Below are 20550 nucleotides of genomic sequence, written 5' to 3'. Positions count from 1 at the left end.
GTGAGCGTGGTGCAGAGCGTCGACAACGTGGCGCTGCTCCCGGCGTACCTGGCCGCCGGGACGGCCGTGCTGGTGCTGCTCGCCGACCTGCTGGTGGCCCGCGCCCGGGTCACGCTGGCCACGGCCGCGGTCGGCGCGGCGGCCACGGCGCTCGGCGCGGCTCTGGTCGGCGCCGGGGGCGAGCGGCGCACTTTCTGCGTGGGCCCCGACTGCTCGTACGTCTTCGGCGGCCGGGCCGCCCTGGTCGCCGTCGTCGTCGCCCTGCTGACCCTCGGCGTGCTCGCGCTGTCCGGCCCGCTGCTGCGGGCGGGGCAGTCGCCGGCGGGGGAGTACTGCTTCCTGCTCGCCTGCTCGATGACGGGCGGCGTGGTGCTCGGCGCGGCCGGCGACCTGATCACCCTGATCGTGGCGCTGGAGACGCTGACCCTCCCGCTGTACGTCCTCGTCGGGCTGCGCCGGGACAGCCTGGCCAGCGCCGAGGCGGCCGTCACCTTCTTCGTGGTCAGCGTGGTCGCCACCACGCTGACGCTGCTCGGGGCGGCGCTGCTCTACGCGGCCACCGGCGGGCTGCACCTGGGCCGGATCGGCGCGATCCTCGCCGACCGCGCGGACCTGCTCGACCTGCCCCTGACGACCGCAGCCGTGGCGCTTGTGGTGCTGGGGCTGGCATTCAAGGTGGCGGCGGTGCCGTTCCACGCCTGGGCGCCGGCCGCCTACGACGGCGCACCGCTGCCGGTGGCGGCGTACCTGTCCACCGCCTCCAAGCTGGGCGGCGTGGTGGCCCTGCTCGCCGTGGTGCAGTACGCGCTGCCCGCCGACGTGACCGGCCCGGTGCTCGCCCTGCTCGCGGTGCTGACGATGACCGTCGGCAACCTGGTGGCGCTGCGCCAGCGGCGTACGGTCCGGCTGCTCGCCTGGTCGTCGGTCGCCCAGGCCGGCTACATCCTCGCTCCGCTCGGCGCGCTGGCGCTGGCCTCCGGGCGCACCGCCGACGCCCGCACCGCCGCGTACGCGGCCGCCGTGGCGTACGCCGTCTTCTTCGTGGTGCTGGAACTGGCGGCCTTCGCGGCCGTGGTGGCGTTGCGCCCGGCGGGCGCGGACGGCGGCACGGTCGACGACCTGCGCGGGGCGGCCCGGCGCCACCCGTGGCGGGCGGCGGCGCTCGGGCTGGCGCTGATCGGGCTCGCCGGCCTGCCGCCGGGCCTGGCCGGGCTCTTCGCGAAGGTGACAGTGGTCCGTTCGCTGCTGGACGGCGGCGCGGGCTGGCTGGCCGTGGTGGTGGCCGTGAACGCGGTGATCGGCCTGGCCTACTACCTGCGTCTCACCGCCGCCCTGTGGGCCGCGCCGGCCGGAGGGCCGGCCGTTCCGGTGGGCGGGGCCGCCACGCCGGGCGTCGGGTCCGGCGGCGTCCCGACCGTGGCCCCCGTGCGGGCCCGGACGGTCGGCGTGGTGCTGGCCGTGGCGACGGCGGCGGCGCTGGTGCTCGGCTTCGCCCCGCAACTCGTGCTCGACGTCGCCGCCCGCTGACGCGGTTCGCGTCGGACGGTCTTCCCGTCTTCGGGGGCTTCAGTCCCGACGGGCACTTCGGACATCCCAGGCAACTCACAGCCATGAGACGGATGGTTGACGGGTACCGGGTTGTTGAACCGGTCAGCGGATCCCGAGCGATCCGTGCTGCACCGAAGGAGTGATCGTGCACCACAACCGTCTGAAGACCGCCGCGCTGCTCGGCCTGCTCACGTCGCTGATCCTGGCGGTGGGCTACTGGTTCGGCGGCAGTGGCGGCCTGGTCATCGCCGTCGTCGTGTCGCTGGTCATGAACGGCGTCACCTACTTCTACTCCGACAAGCTCGCGCTGCGCTCGATGCGGGCGCAACCGGTCAGCGAGGCACAGTTCCCCGAGCTGTACCGGATGGTCCGCGAACTGGCCACCGAGGCCGGGCAGCCGATGCCGCGCCTCTACGTGAGCCCGACGTCGCAGCCCAACGCGTTCGCCACCGGGCGGAACCCGCAGCACGCGGCCGTCTGCGTGACCCAGGGGATCACCGAGATCCTCGACTACCGGGAGCTGCGGGGCGTGATCGGGCACGAGCTGTCGCACGTCTACAACCGGGACATCCTCATCTCCAGCGTGGCGGCCGGTCTGGCCGGCATCATCACCATGCTGGCGAACATCGCCTGGTTCATCCCGCTGGGCGGGGGCGACGACGAGGACTCCCCGAACCCGGCCGTGCTGCTGCTCACGATCATCCTGGGGCCGATCGCGGCCACCGTCATCCAGCTGGCGATCAGCCGCAGCCGGGAGTTCCAGGCGGACGCCTCCGGGGCCACGCTCACGAAGGACCCGCTGGCCCTGGCCAGCGCCCTGCGGAAGATCCACATGGGGGCCCAGCGTCGGCCGCTGCCGGCCCAGGGGCAGCTCACCAGCACCGCCCACCTGATGATCGCCAACCCGTTCAAGGGCGGCGGCGTGGCGGCGCTCTTCTCCACCCACCCCAAGATGGAGGAGCGGGTCGCCCGGCTGGAGCGGATGGCCGCGAACAGCGGCCCCGTGCAGTTCCAGCGCTGAGGCGTTGATCACCTTTCCGCCCGTGTCCGGTCCGCCGGACACGGGCGGACCTGCGTGTGAGCGCGTTAACCGTTTCTTTCGCCCGCCGCGCGGCGTTAGGGTCGAAAGGTTTCCCGCTCGTTACATCCCCTGGAGGTCGACCGTGGCCGCACTGCGCCAGTACCTGGGCGTCTGGCGGATCCCCGGAGCGCCGATGCTGCTGCTCACGGGCATCGTCGGCAGGCTCGGGATCGGCATGACGCCGCTGGCGCTGCTGCTGGTCGTCGAGCAGGTCACCGGCCGGTACTCGTTGGCGGCCGTCGCCGGGGGCATCTACGCCCTCTCCGGCGCCGCGCTCAGCCCCGTGGCCGGCCGGATCGCCGACCGGATCGGCCCCACCCCGGTGCTCGTCGGCACCGCGATCGCCCACCCGTTCGCCCTGCTCGGCCTGCTCTGGTCCGCCCGCTCCGACGCCGGCAGCCTGACGCTGGTCTTCGTGGCCTCCGGGGTCGCCGGGGCCACCTACCCGCCGCTGACCGCCGCGATCCGCGGCGCCTGGAACGACCTCACCTCGCCGTCGTCCGGCCGGTGGCACCTGCGCAACACCGCCCTCGCCGCCGAGACCACCCTCTTTGAGATCGTCTTCGTGCTCGGTCCGCTGCTGGTCGCCGGCTTCATCCTGTTCGCCGACGCCGGGGCGGCCCTGGTCGGCTCGGCCGTGGTGACCCTGGTCGGCACCATGGCGGTGGCCCTCGGCCGGGTCATGCGCGGCTGGCGGCCGCACCCGCGCGAGCACCAGACCAGAGGGCTCGGCCCGCTGCGCGTGCCCGGCTTCCCGGCACTGCTGCTCTGCGTCGCCAGCCTGGGCATCGCCTTCGGCGCGGCCGGCGTGACCGTGCCGGCGTTCGCCACCGCCTACACGTCCGACGACCCCGACAGCCTCGCCGGGGTGCTGCTGGCCGTCTGGGGCGTCGGCAGCGCCGTGGGCGGTTTCTGGTTCGGCGTCCGCAAGCCGGCCCGGAACATGACCCGGCAGTTCTCGCTGCTGCTCGGCGGCGTGGCCGCCAGCTTCGCCGTCTTCGCGGTGATGCCCACGCCGGTGGCGCTGGGCACCGCCCTGGTGATCGGGGGTGCCATGATCGCGCCCGCGCTCACCCTGGAGAACACCCTGGTCGGCCGGATCTCCCCGACCAGCATGCTGAACGAGGCGTACACCTGGGTGGTGACCATGTCGGTGGGGGCCAGCGCCGCCGGCGGCGCGGTGGCCGGCCTGATCGTCGACCACGCCGGCGGCGTGCCCTGGGCGTTCGTCTTCGCGGGGGCCGCGGTCGCCGTCGGGGCCGGGGTCGCGGCCCTGCCCGCCGGGCCCATCTCCCGCGCGGAGGCCACGGCGGTACGCACCGAAGAGCTGCTGCCGGCCTGACGCCCACGGGTCCTGACCCGGTCGGCCCCACCGCGGCGGGGCCGACCGGACACCGTCAGCGGTAGTTGGTGAACTGGAGGGCGACGCCGAAGTCCTCGCCCTTGAGCAGCGCGATGACGGCCTGGAGGTCGTCCCGCTTCTTGCCGGTGACGCGGAGCTGGTCGCCCTGGATCTGGGCCTGGACGCCCTTCGGGCCCTCGTCGCGGATCTTCTTGCTGATCGCCTTGGCCTTGTCCGAGTCGATGCCCTGGATCACCTTGCAGTCGATCTTGAAGATCTTGCCCGACGCGCGCGGGTCACCGGCGTCCAGCGACTTCAGCGAGATGTTCCGCTTGATCACCTTCTCTTTGAAGACCTCCAGCGCCGCCCGCACCCGCTCCTCGGTCTCCGCCTGGAGGCTGATCGCCTCCTCGCCCGACCAGGAGATCTCGGCGCCGGTGCCCCGGAAGTCGAACCGCGTCGCGAGCTCCTTCTCCGCCTGACGGAGAGCGTTGTCGACCTCCTGGCGGTCGACCTTGCTCACGATGTCGAACGACGGGTTCGCTGCCATGCTCATGCTCCTGCTGTCCGGCGGTCTGTGGTCCTTCGTCCCCCGCTGACCAGCGGTACGACCCCCTGACGGTACCCGGTTGCGCCGAGGCCGGGGTGAGCCGCTATCCTTGCTTCCGCTGCCGCGTTACGACGCGGTGGGGTGCCCTGGCGGGTTGCCCGAGCGGCCAATGGGAGCGGACTGTAAATCCGTCGCGAAAGCTACAGAGGTTCGAATCCTCTACCCGCCACCAGGTGCAAAAAGAGGCCCCCGACCTGCGCGAACGCCGGTCGGGGGCCTCTTTCGTGAGTCTCGCTCAGTCCCGCTCTAGCCCGCTCCATCTCGCTGGCTGTGTCGGATACGTGTCGCAGTCTCGTTCCTCAGTCGCCCCAGAAGACTATGCTGCCGAGCCAAGGAGTTGCCTTGGCGCGTTGCCTAGCGCGTCCTTGTGACTCCACCCAGGAGATGGTGGCAGGACATTCGTTCGAATGTCCTGACGCTCACAGAGAGGAGTGGTGCTATGACAGATCGCTCAGAAGCGTCCCTAACCTCTTCTGGCGCATAACGCCAGAAGAGGTTAGTTCGCTATCTCTGGATGATGTTGCGGCTCTCCATCCGCAGCCTCATCGAAGGGGCTCTCTCGCCGCTTTGTTCGCGCAGGTGGCGAGGGTGACCTGGGGCCTCCCGTTCTTCGGGGCGGGAGGCCCCGCCCTTGGCTGATCCATGGCCTCCAGATCCCCCTCTCCTGGGGGAGATATGGAGATCACGAGGCAGTGGGTAACTCCCGGAAGAACGAGCACGAGAAGGCTCTGCCCCAGCGGTGGGCCTTGATCTTGCTCACGGCCAGCGCCGTGGGCATCGCCGTCGGGCTGTTGGGCGGTGTCGTGGAGGGTGTTGGGGCCGGTTTCGCGGCCTTGGCGGTCTTGAACGAGGTCATCAGCTAGTGCTCGGAGCCTGGGCACTTCCCTTAGGCAAGGAGTGCCCAGGCTCCACCTGGACGTACGGCTTGACAGCTAGAGCCGCCTCGATGCGGTGGCGTGCAGCCTCTTCCTGGCCGTATACACACTTGGCGTAGACCCGCATGAGGACGTGCACGCTGTGCCCGGCCCACTCGGCGACCTGGGTAGGCGGTACCCCGGAGTTGAGCCAGAGCGACACGGCGGCGTGCCGTAGGTCGTACGGCCGCCGGGCCAGCGTTGAGCGCTGCTGAGCCGGAGTGAGCACCTTTGCCCGCGCGTCCCGCCACGCCTTTCCGTAGGTGTTGTTCGGGATCGGCTGCCCTGCGGTGGGCACGTACCGCCCGCCGGGGCCGCGCCGGGTGACGAACAGCTTGCCGTTTGATCCAGGCGGATATTCCTTGATGTGATGATCGAGTAGCCGCACGAGCGGCGGCGGCACCGGCACGTCTCGGGTGGCTGACTTCGCCCGGTGTTTCAGCCCTCGATCCTCGGCGGCGTCGTTACCGTCGGCCCAGTCTCGACCCACGGCCACCGTCGAGCCGGTCAGGTGAAGCACGCCCCATCCCCCACCCTGGGTGGGCCGCTCGTACTCGTCTTCCCGTAGGTGGAGCACTTCCTCAGGCCGCAGCGCGGCGTAGTACATGCACCCGAAGAACGCCTCCAGCTCGGGCACGGTGCGCCCCACCTCGGCGAGTAGCGCCCGCGCCTGATCGGGGTTGACCACCGCCCGGCGGTCCACGTCATCGGCCGGTTTCGGCGCGGTCCAGCTCACCAGCGACATCGGGTGCGCATCGAGTATTCGCAGCTCAACGGCATACTTGAGGGCGCCGGAGAAGACCGCCCGCTTCCGGGCGATCGTGCTGGGCGACGCGGGAGCGCCGTCCATCCGGAGGGCAAGCGTGTCGAGCGCCTTCCGGACCAGCGCTGCGTCGGCGAGCGCGGCCAGGTCAACGGTGTTGGCCTTCAACCAGCGCACGGCAGCGGCGAGGTCGGCGGGCGGCTCTCCGGCATCACGGCGGGTCTTGTTGAACACCCATCCGTAGAGAGCGGCGCGCAGTTCCTTGTCGCTGGGTATGCCTCGGTCCGTCGAGAGCAGGGCCGGGGTGACGGTGGCCAGGGTTTCGGCGATGCCCTTGCGGTGCTTAGCCGACGCGCGGGGCCACTTCATGTCGACGTAGGCCACGGCGTGCTCGTACCACGATCGGGTGTTGAGTGCCCGCGCCATCGGCTCGGGCAGGCCACTGGCCTTATCGAACGCAACGCCTTCCCGTTGGGCTACGACCAGCTTGGACCGGAAGCTTTCGGCCAGGGCGCGGGTCGCGAACGTTTTGCGGAACGCCCGACCGGCGACCTTCCACCGGACCACGTACGAGTAGCCCTTGGCGAGTTGGTTCTTCAGGATGCCGTGTACGCGTACGTCGTAGGTGCTCATGCTGCCTCTTCGTGGTCGTTGAGCCAGGCGTCCAGATCGCGGCGACGGACGTACAGGCTGCCGTTGGGGTACTTGATGGTTCGGGGTGCGCGGCCGGTGGCCTTCCAGCGGAAGAAGGTCGACCGGGGCACGCGGAGTTCGTCGAGGACTTCGGCGAGGGTGAGCAGGTTGCCGGTCGGGGTGCGGCGGGTGGTCATCGGCTGGTGTCCTCCCTCGGGTTGGCGTCGAGGTAGATGCGCTGGAACATCGGGGGATCGCCGGTCGGGGCCGGGCCGGGAGACGGCGCGGACGTGCAGCACTTGGCCGGTGGCGGCGAGCGCTGCGGCTGTTTCAGCGGGTGTGCCGTGCAGGCTGATTCGCACGGTGGGGGCCTTTCGGTCGGCGCGGGTCACATACGGAGGAAGAGGGAAACGTCGCTGCAGAACGGCACAGAGCGGTTCGCCGAGGGCGCCGTAGACGCAAGATCCGGGGAAGGCATAGGCCGACCCGTCTCCGTGGTTCTCAGCGGGCCGTTTCCGGCGGGCCGCCCGGTGGCCGGCGGCGTGCGGCGAGGGGGCCGGGGAAGCGTTGACACGTTGACAATCGGCCCCCGCGCGAACGTCTCTGCAGGTGAAGGCGGGTGTCGGGGTGTCAACGCCTATCGTTGACAGGCGTTGACACTCGTTGACACCGGCGGGTCGGCGAGCGGGGTGTCAACGCCTGTCAACGGCTGTCGACGCGGTCCGTTGACAGCCTCCTAGCTGTCTTGAACTGCGGGAATGTCGTCGTCGGGGGCGGGTGTCAACGTGTCAACGCTTCCGGGCACGTTCGCCACGGCGCGCGGGTGCAGTTCGTATTGGCCGGCCGGTCCGTGGCGGACCCATCCGAGGGCGGCCAGCTCGGCGAGCACCACCGACACCTCTTCGGACTTGGGGAGGCGGCGGGAGACGCGGCGGTGCAGTTCTCGGCGGGTGAAGGTGGTCATGCCCTTAGCGGTGAGCACCCCGAGCACGTAGCGGGCGTTTGCCATCGCGGTGTCCGTGCCGATTGCGGTGAGGGCGGCTCGGTAGTGCGCCGCGAAGAACTCGGCCAGCCGCACGGCGTCGGCCATCCGGTCGGCGTCGACCGGACGCCGCCAGGCGTCGGCAGGGTGGTGGGCGACGTGCAGCAAACCGGCCAGCCGCAGCGTCGCGCCGGACAGCTTGTTGCCCCATTCGCGCATGTCGTAGAGGCTGCCGCCGGGCCGTAGCTCGGTCTCGACCTGCTCGGCGGCGGCCCGCCGTACGCGGCCGGCGTCCTCGGTGAGGGTGACCACCGTCGGGTCGGTCCACTCGGCGAGGGTGGCGGCCAGGTCGTGAACGCGGTGGGCGTAGCCGGCGGTCACCTGCTCGGGCACCGGTTCGGTGTCGACCGCCCGGTACCCGGCCAGCGAGCGTGGGAGGGCGAACAGGAACCGGGCGGGTAGTCCTCGGCCGGCGAGGTCGGCATTGCCGCCGAACTTGCGCAGCACGGTCGGTTGCGCCATCACGCATACGGTCAGCGCGGGTTTCTCGACCGAGGCACCCTCGCGGGTCTGCCGTTCGTTGCTCATCGGCTGTCCCGCGTGCCCCTTCAAGTAGGGGTCAAGGTTGGGGGCACCGGAGTATCGGCCGGCGAGGGTGTCAAAGATGCCGCCCTCATCGCTGATGATCGCCATACGCCCGCCGTTGGCGGCCATCAGCCCGATGAGGGCTTCCGGGGTGGCGTCGTCCACGATCAGTTTCGGCAGGCTGGGAACGGTGATGGCCCCGGCGGCGATGGCGGCGGCCACCGCCTCGGCCGATGCCTCATCGCGCTTGTGTGGATCGGTGGCCTTTGCCGCCTGGGTCTTGGCCTGTTCGGCTTGCCGGTCGGCGATGTCGCGCAGGGCGGCGGCCTCGGCGATCCTCGGGCGCATTGCCTCGGCGAGTGTCGACTGTGCGGCGAACAGCGGTGCCGTCATCGCGCGGTGAACGGGGCTCTTGCGTTCGCCGGGGCCGGCGATGACGGCGGCGAACACGTTCACCGGCTCCCGCCACCCGGCGACCGGCTCTACCTCCAGGCGGCCACCCGCGCACGCGGACAGCACCGCCACGGCGAGGGTGCCGGCCATCGCGGGATCGGTCTGCGTGAACCGGGCGACGCCGGTCACCATGTCGGCCAGCCAGCGGGGGAACACGTCGACCGGGAACGGCGGCGGTGCGGCGTTGAGGCCGGTCAGGGGCACTGGAACATCCCACAGCGGGCCGCCCGCGGTTTCCTCGCCGGTGGCTTGCGAGTGGTCGGCGACCAAGTGCAGACGTGCTGGTGTCATGAGGTCACCTGCTTTCGTGGTGGTCGAGGATGATGCGGCCGATGCGTTCGGCGACGGCGGGGACGACGGCGTTGCCGAGGGCGGTAACTCGGTCCACCCGGCCGGGAAGCCCATCAACCACTCGACCCACTCGGGGTTCAGCGGGCCACCGGCTCGCTCGGACAGGGGCCGGCCGGGCAGGTTCCAGCCAGCGCCGCGCCGGCCATCCCTCGCCGTTGGAGTGGGCCAGGACGAACACCCTCGGTCGTGGGTGTGGGGCGCCCATCTCGCAAGCTCGGACAACGCCGGAGGTGGGGGTGTATCCGAGTCGTCGGAGGTCTCGGAGCACGAAACGAAGTCCCCGGGTGCGGTGACCAAGGACGTTCTCCCCGACGACGTATCGCGGGCGGAGGGCGTGGATGACCCGGGCCATCTCGGGCCAGAGCCACCGTTGGTCCTCAGTGCCGAGCCGGGGCCCGGCGAGGGAGTCCGGCTGGCAGGGGTAGCCACCGGCGACGACATCAACGCGCGGGCGAGGCTGTGAGCGCCACCAGGCGGTGGCGGTGCGTACGTCGTCATGTGAGGGCACCTCCGGCCAGTGCTTGTGCAGAACGGCTCGACAGAACGGATTGATCTCGACGTGACCGACGATCCGCATCCCGGCCCGTTGCAGGCCCAGGGACAGGCCACCGATGCCGGCGAACAGCTCCAACACGTTCAGCGGCTCGGCGCTCACGCGGCCACCGTCCGGGGTCGCTTGCTGCCGGCGGTCAGGCCGGATCGGACGGTGCGGTACGCCTCGGCGGTGCGCAACCCGGCCGTCACGCCCGCCTGTTCCAGCACGCTTTGGGCGTCGTCCTCGCCGAGTGCTCCACCGGCCACCAACTGGCCGAGGGCCACGGCAGCGATGTACAGCGCCCGGTTGCGCTCACCACTGGCGGCGGTGGCCACCCGGTCGACCTCGCGGGCGACGGCGGCCCGCACGTACCCGCCGGCCCGTCCGGTGCCGAGGTCGACCACCACCGGCCGTTGCGGCGGCAGCGGGGCCGGGGCGAGCAGTCGGGCGAGCCATTCGGGCAACGGCGCGGGGTCGGTGTCCAGGTCGACGGTGTAGGGGCGTCCGGCCACGGTGGAGCCGGCGGCGACGACGTATCCCCCCTGGGCGCGGGTGTCGACCATCGGGCCGAGGGTGCCGGCGGTGTTGCGCAGCGTCGGCCCGGTCTCGGGGTGCCGGTAGTAGAGGTGGGTGCCACCCCGCCCCGTGGTCACGGTGTACGTGGCGTCGATGCCGGCCCCATGGGCGGCGGCGAGGTCGGCGAGGGTGTCCAGCCCGGTCCGGTCGGCGGTGTCGTCCTTCGGGGTGTCGAGGTCGACCACGATGAGGCGAGACGGGCCGCAGGCGATGCCGATGCCGTAGGGGCGGGCGGTCCAGGCTCGGCGGATGCGGTCGGGGTCGGTGGTGGCGCGGGCTTCCCACCCAAGGTGGTGGCCGGCGGCGCGGCAGCGTGGGTCGCGGCCGGTGCAGTCGTCGGCGGTGTGGTCGGGGAAGGCGGGGCGCTTGTCGTCGGGGCGTAGCGGGAAGACGTGCCAGCCGCGTGCGGCGTGGGCGAGCGCGGCGGTGAGCAGGTCAGGCACCGGGCATCTCCTTTCGCGTGGTGGTACGGCGGGTGCGGGCGGCGTCGAGGTCGATCAGCGCCGCCCCCTGGCCCGGCGGTGGGGTGTGCCGGCGGGTGGCGGGTGCGGTGGTGACGGCCAGTTGCAGGTAGACGCGGTAGCGGCCGGCGTCCACACCGGCCATCGCGCGTCGCTGGCTGACGTAGGACACGTAGGCGGCATCGGTGAGCGCCTGGACAGCGGCGTCGAGTTCGGCACGGGTGCCGGCCAGCCAGACCTCCATTAGCCGGCCCTCCGAGGTGCGGGCCGGGCGGCAACGGCAGCCCGGGTCACGGCCTGCCGCAGGTCGCCGAGCAGACCGACCAGTTGGCGGCGGGCGGCGATTTCGCCGGGGGCGAGGGCGACCCTGACGCGTACCTCGGCGTGTTCACGGCCGGCGACGGTGCGTACCCGCACGAGGACGGCGCGGGCGTGGTTGGCGACGTCGACCACGATCTCTTCCGACCGGTGTTCGCCGAGCCCGCAGCGGTGGTCTCGGCCGCACCATTCGGTGTGACCGGTGCGGCGGTTCATCGTGGGGTGCCCTTGTCGTGTAGCTCGCGTAGGTAGTTGAGGGCGGTGCGGCCGGGGCGCAGGTGTTCGCCGTTGCCGTCGCAGCGGTAGCAGGTGCGGCCGGTGCGCAGGATCAGGGAGCGTCGGCGGCCGGTGCCGTGGCAGCGGCGGCAGCGCCGGAACGGCCGTATCCAGCACACGGCGAGGTAGCAGAGCGTGACGGTCGCGAGGGTGAGCAAGATCAGGCCGGCGGTGGTGCCGGCGGTGGTCGCGGTCGCGGCGAGGGTGGACACGATCAGGCCTCCCAGGGCGTTTTTAGGGCTGAAACAGGAGGTGGGGCGACCCGCGACCGGCCTATGTCTGGGCTGACCAGGCCGGTCGCGGGTCGGGTCGCGTGAACGCGACCGGTCGCGGGGACGCCGCGACCGGTCAGGCGCTCTTGCGGCGGCTGATCGCGGCGTCGATGGCGTCGGCTTTGGCTCCCTTGAGGGCCTTGCCGGCGCGCTTGACATCTACGCTCGGTACACCGAACGCGCGGACCTGAGCGGAGATCGATTCGGCGGTGGTGTCGGCGTAGTGCTCCGGCATCCGCTCGGCCAGGCGGGCGGCGAGGTCCTCCCACTGCAACCCGCGCTCGTTCGGGCCGAACAGCGCCCGCACGTCGGCGAGCACGTCCCGCGACTCGCGGGCGATGTCCTCACCGGCGGCCATGCCGGTCAGGGTGCCGGCAGCCTCACGCAGCTTCCGCGCCGCGATGAGGATCTTCTCCGCGTCGTCGGCGTCGGCGAGGTACGTGCGCACCGTCGGGGTGGCATCCGATGCGCCGCGCAGGATGCCGACGCCCTTGTAGCTGGGCAGCAGCGTCGAGGAGTCGTAGCCCTCGGAGTTCGCCCCGGCCCCCAACACCAGGTCGGACACGTTCCACGAGCCGGTACGCAGGGAGAACCGCACCTGGTGGTTGTCGCGGAAGCTGATGAACTGGGTAGCGACCTGCCCCCCGCCAACCCCCGAGGGGCGCTGCGTGGCGTCGATGAAGCCGACCCCGGCGGCGGGGGCGACCTTGACCAGGTAGACTAGGAGCGCCGCGATCTCCTTGCTGATCTCGCCGAGGTCGAAGTACTCCTGGAACTCGTCCAGGACGACCAGGCGCACCGGCATCCGGTACTTCGGGTCACGGGCGATCTCGCGGGTCAGCTTGCCTTCCGGGCAGACATCGGCGGGCAGCTTCGACAGCCGCTCGTAGCGGTCCTGCACATCGGCCTTGATCTCCCGCAACGCTTCAAGCACGATCTCGGCGGGGTCACCGTCGCGGGTCATCGCCAGCCCGAACGCGCACCGGTCAGCGACCAGCGCGAACTTGCGCCAGTCGGGCTTGCCGCCGCCGTCGAGGACGGTCAGCTTCACGTACGGGTCGAGCGCGGCGTAGAGGGCCAGCAGGCGGGCGGCGAACGTCTTGCCCTGCCGGGGCTGCGCCCCGATCAGAACGCTGTTCCACATCAGGTCAACGGCGACCTTGTTGCCGCGCTCGTCCAGCCCGAACGGGGCCGGCTGCCAAATGTCGGTCGGCTTGCACCGCAACAGCGGCGTCCGTCCGGCACCGGCCGCCAGAGGGTCACGGTCGGCTACCCACAGCGTGTGCCGCCGGTGCGACGACGGATCGCGGGTGATGAACACCTGCGACATGGCCACGTCGAGGCCGGAGGCGATGGCACCACGGGCCTTCACCGCGTCGTCGAACGTCTTGCCGTACGGCAGGTCGATCGACACTTGAGAGCCGGTGCCGGAGGGGTCACGGGCCATCGTGGAGCCGAACTCCACCCGCTGGTGTGCCTTCTCCGGGTGGCCCAGCCCTGCCGCGTAGTAGGCGCGAAGGATGATGTCCGGGTTGACCCGCCGGAAGCGGCCCGCCACCGTCGCGGGGGTGATGATCGGCCGGTCGTCCGGGCGGCCGACGTGCGCCAGGTAGGCCACCGCCAGCCCGGCCCCGGCGGTCAGCGCCCACCACGGCGCGAGCGTCCACGCGATCGGCCCGCCGATGCCGAGGGTCAGCGCCTCGGCGGTGAGGACGATGCCGCGCCACGTGCGGGTGGCCTTGACCTCCCGGTGCAGCTTGTGCCAGGTCTGCGCGTCGCCCTCGTCGGCGGCGGCCTGCCGCAACCCGGTCTGCTCACTGACCCACCACCACCGCAACTGGCGGCCAGTGAGGCGGAACACCCCGACCGTCGACCAGAACGCGGCCTGCGTGGCGTACCAGGGGGCGCGCACCGCGTGGAACCCCACCCGATACGCGGTCACCTCGGCCAACTCACGAACGCTGTGCTTGATGTTGCGCCAGCCCGACCACCCCGCCGGAATAATTGGCCGACGCCCCGACGGGCCAGCCGCCGGCGGCTCCACCGGCATCCCGCCGGCCTGCGGCATTTCGTCCAACGTCACGTCAAAGTGCGTGTCACCCGCCGGCCGGGGCCGGGGGGCTGTCCGGCGGGCGCGGGCGTCGTCCAGGTCGACAACCTCAGCGTCCGGGCCGGTGAGGCCGGCCTCGGCGGCCTGCCAGTCGAAACGGTTCTCATCAGGGGCAGTCATGATGGGGGTTCCTCCATCTGATCCGTACTCGGGTCGGGGGTTGAGGGCCGGCGGCGCGGCCGGGTTGTCCAGGCCGTGGGCCGCGCCGCCGGGCAGGGTCACCAGCGGATGGTCAAGCCACCCCGGATCTCGTCGGCCTGCCGGCCGACCTTCGCGTTGCCGGAGCGGACGTTCTCGCCCCGGCCCGACGTCGTGTCGTTGGTGCTGGCGTCCTTGGGGGTCTTGCCGGTGTCGCGGCGGCCGGTGACCTCACCGGCCTGAACGGCGACGCGGTCAGAGCCGGAGGCGACGTTGCGCTTACCCATAGCGGGGGTGCTCCTTCGGTTGGGGGGCCGTCAGCGGGTCTGGCGGCTTCCGCACGCCACCGGGTGATGAGCCGGTGACGACGGGAGCGGTCAGGGCCAGTGAGTTGCGGCGTCGATGAGAGCGATGTCGCGGTGGTCCTTGGGTCGCCCGGTGAGCTGCTTGGAGCGGCGGACCTGGGCCAGCGGGGCGAACGGGATTCCGCCGTGGTGCTCGGCGGTGGCGATCAGATGGCCGGTGTCGAAACCGGGTAGCCACTGGTCGGCAGCCTCGATTTGCAGGCGCACCATCTGCCCATGCCCAGACGGAGCGACCTCGGGTGCCTTCATCGCGGTCAGGCGGTGCCAGGCCGCGCCCCGGGCAACGATGTCCAGGTCGCCGAGGTGGGTGCGCAGGCCGTGGGCCAGCAGCGGCCCGGACCCGAACACCACGTAGTCGCCGGTGGACAGGTCCAGGGCACGCAGCATGCGGATCAGCGGGTGCCGGTCGAGGCGGCTCATGCCGTCGCCAGCAGGGCCGCGACGAACAGGAACCCGATGTGCCACGACTGGTCGAGGGCGTAGAGGCCGCCGCCCCGGGTCAGCCATGCCGGGTCCTTGCCGAGGGCGTCGGCGAGGCGGCGCAGCGGCACCCGCCGGTCGGCGACGTAGTGCGACACGGCCGAGACCATTAGGCCGACCGCGACCGCCCACGGGTCGAGCCGCAGGCCGGTGCCAGCGATCAGAAACACCAGCGCCACCAGGGCGGTGAGGGTGTAGGTGGCGACGTGGGCGGCGCAGGCGATACGGCCCGGCCAGCCCGGTTCGCCCTTGCAGTTGGCCTGATGCTGGGTCTGCACCCAGTGGTCGGCGACCTGATGCGCGACGTAGAGGGCGACGAACACGGCAGCGAACGCGGCGGCGTGGCGGCCGGTGGGGTCTGCGAACATGGGTGGTCTCTCCCGAGGTCGTTGGCTGAGGGGTGAGGGCCGGCGGCGCGGCCGGGTTGTCGAGGCCGTGAGGCCGCGCCGCCGGGCAGAACTAGTCGTGGGTGCGGACGAGGTGTGCGAGGGCGGCGCCCATGCCGAGCACCGCGACCGGAAGGCACGCCACGGCGGTGGTGATCCACCACGGGGCCGAGGTGACCCCCGCCGCCTCCAAGAGGTGGTAGGCGACCTGGCCGAGCGCGCCCACCGCGAGAGAGCCGAGGGCCGACCACTTGGCGAAGCGGCGGGCGGGGGCAGGCACCCTGCCGGACAGCCACACGTAGAGGGCGTACGCGCCGTAGGTCTCCACGCCGATCGGCAGGGTGATCGCGGAGTTGATGGAGAAGGTGTCCCAGATGCCCGGCAGCGGGTGCACCACCCCGAACCCGGTGAGTCCGCCGAGTCCGACCCATCCGGACCAGATCGCCACGAACGCGGGTAGCGCCAGCAGCACTACCGGCCACACCACCGCCGATTTGGCCGGCTTGGTCGGGGTGGGCGTGTCCGGGTGACCGACCGTCGTGACCTGCTCGGCCGGCTCAGCGGCAGGGGCCGCCGGGGCGGGGGTCGGGTCCGGCTCGGCGACCGGCGCGAACCCGGGCGTGACCGGGTCCGTCCACGACGTGCCGGCGGGCGGCAGCAGCGCGCCCCGGGCGATCATCGCCGCGCGCAGCGTCTCGTACCGGTCCGTCGTCTCGGCCTGCTCCGGTGCCGGGGCCGGGCCGATCGGCTCGGCGTAGTCCAGCGACACCGGGGCCGGCTCGGCGAGGTCGGTCAGTGCGAGGTCGGTCAGGTCGGCGTCGAGGGGCAGCAGGGCACCCCGGGCGATCATCGCCGTGCGGGTCTGCTCGGTGCGGGTGCGCTGCTCGTGCTCGGCCTTGAGGCGGGCGAGCAGGTCGTCAGCCTTCGGCGCGCCGATGCGGAACTCCCGCATCAGGCGGTTGCGCGAGGGAAGCGGCTGACCCTCGGGCAGGTCCAGGGCTCGCGCGGCCGGCAGGAGGGCGTCTACCGGCTGCGGGTAGCGGGTGCCGTTGACGGTGGGGGCAGTCATGACAGGTGGCCTCCGGTCAGTCGTTGAGGATGTCGGCGAGCAGGTCGCGATGGGCGGCGAACACCTCGCCGCCGTAGACCTCGGCGAGGTGCCGGGTTACGCAGGCGTAGTCGACGGCGGGCACCCAGACGGCGCGGCGGGCGTCGTCGCGGCCGTTCACGTCGGGGAGGATGTAGAAGCCGCTGCCGAGGTCGATGCGCACGGGGGTGGTGACCATCCACGCCTCATCGGAGGCGCGGGGGTCGGGCACGTAGCGGGCCGGCAGGGTCACGTAGTGCTCCTGGGCGCGGTCAGCGATCAGGCCGGTTTCCTCGGCCAGCTCGCGGAACGCGGCGTCGGTGGGGTCCTCGCCGGGGTCGACGTAGCCGCCGGGCAGCGCCCAACCGTTGCCGTCGGCGCGCTCCACCAGCAGCAGCCACCGCCACCCGTGGGCGTCTGCGGCGGTGACGATCGCGTCGGCGCAGGGCTGCTCGCCCCAGTGGCCGAGAAGGTTGCGGCCGTAGCGGATGCCGGTCGGTGCGTACGGGTTCACCGGCCGCCCGTCGACCAGCGGAAACGGGATCGCGGCGGCGGCCCGGCGGGCGGTCCAGTCGATGGCGGTGGGGTCCATGGTCGGGTCGGCCCACGACGCCCCGGCGGTGATGCCGGCCAGGACGCTCGCATCGGTGTAGGTACGGGCGGTCATGCGGCGGCCTCCTCGGGGTAGGCGCATTCGAGGCACTCGCCGAGCGAGCGCGGGATGTAGTACGGCCGGACCACGCCACAGGTGCCGCAGGTACGGCGGGTGGCCAGCGCCTTGCCGATCGCGGCCAGTTGGGCGGGGGTGGCAGTGCGCTTGGGTCGGGCCAGGTCGACCCGGTACAGGTAGGCGGCACGGGTACCGCCAATGCCGCGCCAGAGCACCTGAGCGGCGATCGGCTGACCACCAGGACACAGCCCAGCGGCGCGCAGTTGACGGCGGGTGGCGTAGCAGGCGGGGGCACCTCGCCACCAGTAGGTGGGGATGCCGTACCGGGTGCCTTCCGGGTCGTAGTAGGCGGCGCGGATGCGCGGCATCAGGCCGCGCGGTGCGGCTCGGCGAGGGTGCCGCCGGCCAGGTCGGCGGCGGCGCGGGTGACACGGGCCTCAGCCCGGCGCAACCTGCGCCAGTCCAGCACGGTCGGACCGCCGTGGTCCTCGGCGTAGAGCATCGTGATTTCGGCGTCGAGTACGTCCAGTTCGGCCGCGATCAGCGGCCACTCCGTGTCGATCGCGGCCAGGTCGGCGGCGGTCGGCTCGGCGGTGACGGGGGCAAGGTGCTTCCGCACGGGAAACCTCCTGAGAGTCGTAGCGATCAAAGGCGGCGGCGCGGGCCGATCAGCCCGCGCCGCCGCGTCAGTTCCTTGGGATGAAGCACGCGTGCAGTCCGCCTCACTCGTCCGCTCGCCCGGGACCTACCGGGGTCGGCCACCATGTGGCTCAAGGCAGAAAGCTGCTGCTCAGCGGCCTACACGCGCTTGGTTCCTGGTGTCGCTGTGAAGTTGAGAAAGATCAGCTCCCGCTCCGGTGGTCCATGGGCGTGCGCAGTGTTTGCCGCCTTCCCTGGGGCCATCCGGCCGGCTGGGTGAGAGCAAGCTAACAACTGGTAGGGGACCCAGTCAACTGTTAGGTCCGAAGTAGGCTCGATCTGGCCGCTGAGCTGCGGCAGCGCGGCATAACACCTGTTAGGCGGCTGGTAGGCTGGCGCGGTTCGCATGCGTCCAGCAAGGGAGAGCGACCGATGGCAACCCCTCCGGCCCCGCTAAACCGCGCGGAATCACTCCATGTGCAGGTTGCTCGCAACATCAGGAACGACATCGAATCCGGTGCATTGCGCGACGGCACGGTTTTGCAGTCCACTCGCGAGCTAGCGACGCAGTGGGGCGTTAGCGTATTCACCATTTCCGAAGCGATGAAGATTCTTGCGCAAGAGGGTTTGATTGAGAGCAAGTCGCGGTCGAAGCGAATTGTTCGCGCGCCAAGCCAATCACGCACGAGCGAGATTCGACTAAGGAAGCCCAGCATTGTGCTAGTCGGGGGATATCCGGGCAGCGGCAAGACTGAGCTAGGACGAATCCTTGCCAGAGAAACGGGCTGGCCGATGCTCGATAAGGACACGCTTACCCGGCCGGTCGTAGAGGCCGCCTTGGAGTTTCTTGGACATTCACCCAACGACCGAGAGTCGAGCGATTATCTCGACAAGATCCGCCCTAGAGAGTACGAGGCTTTAGCGGCAGCAACACGCGAAAACATCATTTGCGGAAATAGCGTGGTCGTCACTGCTCCCTTTATTCGCGAATTTAACGACGAAGCATGGATCAAGCGAACAAAAGCGGCTTACGCGGATATGGGCGCGGAAATGATCCTTGTGTGGCTCTACTGCGACAAGGAAGTAATGCACACCTACGTTCGCCGACGGGGGGCCGCTCGCGACGCTGCAAAGCTTGCCAACTGGGCAACCTATGTTGCGGGAATTGACACGGACTTTCGACCTTCCACCCCCCATCACCTTATCGACAACTGCGCATCGGGACTACCCTTGCAGCAGCAAGCCAAGGAGCTGCTCGAACGCATCTTGGATGGCGAGGCACGCAGATGAAGGGGCTAGTCCTGTACGGCCCCCCCGGGTCAGGAAAAGACACCATCACCCAAGAGCTGGAGCGCATTGATTCGCAATTCCGGTTGTTCCGTCGCCTAAAAGTCGGCAGTGGACGAACTACCGGATACCGAATGACGACTAGGGATGAGGTGACCGAACTCCGATCGCGCGGCGAGATTGTCTGGGAAAACAGCCGCTATGACTCCCTCTACATAATCGACCGCCCCGCTCTTCGAGAAGACATTTACCACGGGATCCCCGTGGTTCACCTCGGCCAAACACAGGCAGCCAAGGCCGTCGTTGAGGCAATTCCTCAGTCTCGCTGGCTGATAGTTGAATTGACATGCCCTAGAGACCTGGCGCTTGAGCGGATTTCGGCACGGCGCACCGGGGATGTGGATGCGCGAATGCGAGCCTGGGATGAAACGAAAGCCTTAGGCGGTGCCGATTTGAGAATTGACACCAGTACCGTGACCCCAGATCGAGCCGCCGCACTAATCGCAGACAAGGTAGGTCGCCTTAACTGCCTACGCTAGGCTCACATCGAATATGCTTTCCACACAGCGGCGGGGCATCGATCCGGCAGATTTTCCATCCGCCATCGATGCCCCGCTCTTGCTTTGCATGAAAGCGCCATTCGTGCGATTGCCCCTGGATGAAGGTCACACGGCCTGTCAACAAGTCGGTATGCGTAAAACGAAAGGAAATGAGCGCGGAGACTATACCCTCGTCGTGCAGTTTCCAATCGGCGGATTCCACTTTGGTGGGCGTCCGCACCTTTGCAAGCTCGGCACGTAAAGCGCTTGCCTGCGCAAGGAGTTCTGGCTCATGACGGTCGCACAAACAGCGTCGGATGCCCCGCTCTCCGTCGGAGCCATCGAACACGGCCAGGAGGTAGGCGTTCGCGGCGCGGCAGTCCGAGCCGGTCGACGATGAGCCGCCACGCGAAGAGCGCTACCTGCTGACACCGAGAGATCTGCTCATCTTGAGCATCACCCTTATCGTCGGCCTTCTTGCAGCGATAGTTGCCGGCTTGACCGCAGGGATACAGACCAACCCAGTCCTAGGGCCCGGACCGAGCATCGCGTTGGGAGTTGCAAGCGGCGTCGTCACCTTGGTCCTGACTGGCCTCGTGGTAGCTAACAAGCTTCACAAGCTCGTGCAATAGCAAGATCATCGCTTGACTATGCCTCGTCCTGTTACCGCAGAGCGAGGCATAGTTGCTGTTGGCAGGCCGGGCGCCCAATGGTGATGGATTCGTCAGCGGCCAGCGGTAGGCCGAGCGCTGCCTCCAGGCGGCGGCGGGCTGCTTCCTCTTGGCCGTAGACGCACTATCGCCCCAGTCTCGGCCGACAGCAACCGTCGAGCCGGTCAGGTGCCACACGCCCCCGTGCGCTGGTCGTCCGTGAGGCTGTCACCTGGCCGATAGCGCTTGTCGCGGTAGCGGTGCTGGCTGGCGTCGGGCTCGCGCAGCGCCGCGTCCTGCCAGGAGCCAAACTAATGTGATGGCAAATGAGCGGTAACAACCTCGGGACGTCGAGCGTTCGACCAGCTAGGACGCTTGCAGAAGATGGTCTTGAAAGCCTGCAGGCGGGCCGCTTGCTCCGATCGACTACGAAGGTGAACTGTGGAGCGTGATAGTCGATCTTTGTCCCGGCTGCCTGCCAGCATCGGAGTTTCACCAG

21 protein-coding genes and 1 tRNA gene are annotated in these 20550 nt (G+C 70.2%); 5 read left to right on the top strand and 17 right to left on the bottom strand.

The window, feature by feature from the left end; all coding sequences use genetic code 11:
- The 3 genes from AC0OO9_RS11220 to AC0OO9_RS11210 all read left to right on the top strand — a co-directional run bounded on the left by AC0OO9_RS11220 (window position 1) and on the right by AC0OO9_RS11210 (window position 3971).
- Window positions 1-1527, top strand: coding sequence for an NADH-quinone oxidoreductase subunit N (locus AC0OO9_RS11220; protein ID WP_484517183.1), 1527 nt, complete (start codon window positions 1-3; stop codon window positions 1525-1527).
- Window positions 1528-1693: 166 nt separating this feature from the next.
- The gene (gene htpX / locus AC0OO9_RS11215) at window positions 1694-2569 is read left to right on the top strand and encodes a zinc metalloprotease HtpX (protein ID WP_421454894.1); all 876 of its coding nucleotides are present in this window, start codon (window positions 1694-1696) and stop codon (window positions 2567-2569) included.
- A gap of 142 nt (window positions 2570-2711) precedes the next feature.
- The gene (locus tag AC0OO9_RS11210; protein ID WP_484517182.1) at window positions 2712-3971 is read left to right on the top strand and encodes an MFS transporter; all 1260 of its coding nucleotides are present in this window, start codon (window positions 2712-2714) and stop codon (window positions 3969-3971) included.
- 55 nt (window positions 3972-4026) lie between these two features.
- On the opposite strand, the gene AC0OO9_RS11205 is transcribed toward AC0OO9_RS11210, so the two are convergent.
- Complete coding sequence (locus tag AC0OO9_RS11205; RefSeq protein WP_132230880.1) at window positions 4027-4521, bottom strand: YajQ family cyclic di-GMP-binding protein; 495 nt, start codon at window positions 4519-4521, stop codon at window positions 4027-4029.
- Between the two features lie 148 nt (window positions 4522-4669).
- Here AC0OO9_RS11205 and AC0OO9_RS11200 point away from each other — a divergent pair.
- Window positions 4670-4753 (top strand) — tRNA-Tyr (locus AC0OO9_RS11200).
- Between the two features lie 683 nt (window positions 4754-5436).
- On the opposite strand, the gene AC0OO9_RS11195 is transcribed toward AC0OO9_RS11200, so the two are convergent.
- From AC0OO9_RS11195 to AC0OO9_RS11120, 16 genes are all read right to left on the bottom strand, one after another.
- Window positions 5437-6891, bottom strand: a complete 1455-nt coding sequence (locus tag AC0OO9_RS11195; protein WP_484517181.1) for a tyrosine-type recombinase/integrase — start codon at window positions 6889-6891, stop codon at window positions 5437-5439.
- The gene (locus AC0OO9_RS11190) at window positions 6888-7088 is read right to left on the bottom strand and encodes a helix-turn-helix transcriptional regulator (protein ID WP_203222408.1); all 201 of its coding nucleotides are present in this window, start codon (window positions 7086-7088) and stop codon (window positions 6888-6890) included. The genes AC0OO9_RS11195 and AC0OO9_RS11190 overlap by 4 nt, the downstream gene beginning before the upstream one ends.
- 539 nt (window positions 7089-7627) lie before the next feature.
- Window positions 7628-9202 carry a YfjI family protein gene (locus AC0OO9_RS11185; RefSeq protein ID WP_484517918.1) on the bottom strand — a complete coding sequence of 525 codons (1575 nt, stop codon included), beginning with the start codon at window positions 9200-9202 and terminating at the stop codon, window positions 7628-7630.
- A gap of 4 nt (window positions 9203-9206) precedes the next feature.
- On the bottom strand, window positions 9207-9896 hold the full coding sequence (locus AC0OO9_RS11180; protein WP_484517917.1) for a DNA cytosine methyltransferase: 690 nt from the start codon (window positions 9894-9896) through the stop codon (window positions 9207-9209).
- A 17-nt stretch (window positions 9897-9913) separates the two neighbouring features.
- Window positions 9914-10816, bottom strand: coding sequence for a bifunctional DNA primase/polymerase (locus AC0OO9_RS11175; protein ID WP_484517180.1), 903 nt, complete (start codon window positions 10814-10816; stop codon window positions 9914-9916).
- Complete coding sequence (locus tag AC0OO9_RS11170) at window positions 10809-11078, bottom strand: hypothetical protein (protein WP_484517179.1); 270 nt, start codon at window positions 11076-11078, stop codon at window positions 10809-10811. Before AC0OO9_RS11170 ends, AC0OO9_RS11175 begins: the two co-directional genes overlap by 8 nt.
- The gene (locus AC0OO9_RS11165) at window positions 11078-11368 is read right to left on the bottom strand and encodes a hypothetical protein (RefSeq protein ID WP_484517178.1); all 291 of its coding nucleotides are present in this window, start codon (window positions 11366-11368) and stop codon (window positions 11078-11080) included. The genes AC0OO9_RS11170 and AC0OO9_RS11165 overlap by 1 nt, the downstream gene beginning before the upstream one ends.
- The gene (locus AC0OO9_RS11160; protein ID WP_484517177.1) at window positions 11365-11640 is read right to left on the bottom strand and encodes a hypothetical protein; all 276 of its coding nucleotides are present in this window, start codon (window positions 11638-11640) and stop codon (window positions 11365-11367) included. Before AC0OO9_RS11160 ends, AC0OO9_RS11165 begins: the two co-directional genes overlap by 4 nt.
- 136 nt (window positions 11641-11776) lie before the next feature.
- Window positions 11777-13930 (bottom strand): cell division protein FtsK, encoded by a 2154-nt coding sequence (locus AC0OO9_RS11155; RefSeq protein WP_484517176.1) that lies wholly within the window; start codon window positions 13928-13930, stop codon window positions 11777-11779.
- 98 nt (window positions 13931-14028) lie between these two features.
- Complete coding sequence (locus AC0OO9_RS11150) at window positions 14029-14235, bottom strand: hypothetical protein (protein WP_484517175.1); 207 nt, start codon at window positions 14233-14235, stop codon at window positions 14029-14031.
- Between the two features lie 90 nt (window positions 14236-14325).
- On the bottom strand, window positions 14326-14733 hold the full coding sequence (locus tag AC0OO9_RS11145; RefSeq protein ID WP_484517174.1) for a hypothetical protein: 408 nt from the start codon (window positions 14731-14733) through the stop codon (window positions 14326-14328).
- Window positions 14730-15161, bottom strand: a complete 432-nt coding sequence (locus AC0OO9_RS11140) for a helix-turn-helix domain-containing protein (RefSeq protein WP_484517173.1) — start codon at window positions 15159-15161, stop codon at window positions 14730-14732. The genes AC0OO9_RS11145 and AC0OO9_RS11140 overlap by 4 nt, the downstream gene beginning before the upstream one ends.
- Before the next feature lie 91 nt (window positions 15162-15252).
- Window positions 15253-16248: an ABC transporter permease gene (locus tag AC0OO9_RS11135; protein WP_484517172.1), complete on the bottom strand. Its 996-nt coding sequence runs from the start codon at window positions 16246-16248 to the stop codon at window positions 15253-15255.
- Window positions 16249-16264: 16 nt separating this feature from the next.
- The gene (locus AC0OO9_RS11130; RefSeq protein WP_484517171.1) at window positions 16265-16933 is read right to left on the bottom strand and encodes an NUDIX domain-containing protein; all 669 of its coding nucleotides are present in this window, start codon (window positions 16931-16933) and stop codon (window positions 16265-16267) included.
- Entirely contained in the window at window positions 16930-17304 is a 375-nt protein-coding gene (locus AC0OO9_RS11125; protein ID WP_484517170.1) for an RRQRL motif-containing zinc-binding protein, read from the bottom strand. The genes AC0OO9_RS11130 and AC0OO9_RS11125 overlap by 4 nt, the downstream gene beginning before the upstream one ends.
- Window positions 17304-17555: a DUF6284 family protein gene (locus AC0OO9_RS11120; protein WP_484517169.1), complete on the bottom strand. Its 252-nt coding sequence runs from the start codon at window positions 17553-17555 to the stop codon at window positions 17304-17306. Before AC0OO9_RS11120 ends, AC0OO9_RS11125 begins: the two co-directional genes overlap by 1 nt.
- Window positions 17556-18007: 452 nt before the next feature.
- Here AC0OO9_RS11120 and AC0OO9_RS11115 point away from each other — a divergent pair, with 452 nt between their 5' ends.
- Window positions 18008-18865 (top strand): AAA family ATPase, encoded by an 858-nt coding sequence (locus tag AC0OO9_RS11115; protein WP_484517168.1) that lies wholly within the window; start codon window positions 18008-18010, stop codon window positions 18863-18865.
- Window positions 18866-20550: the final 1685 nt, after the last annotated feature.

The organism is Micromonospora sp. USAFONa4 (assembly GCF_057197825.1).
The sequence above is the reverse complement of the archived record's forward strand: the minus strand, read 5'-3'. Positions and strand labels throughout refer to the sequence as shown.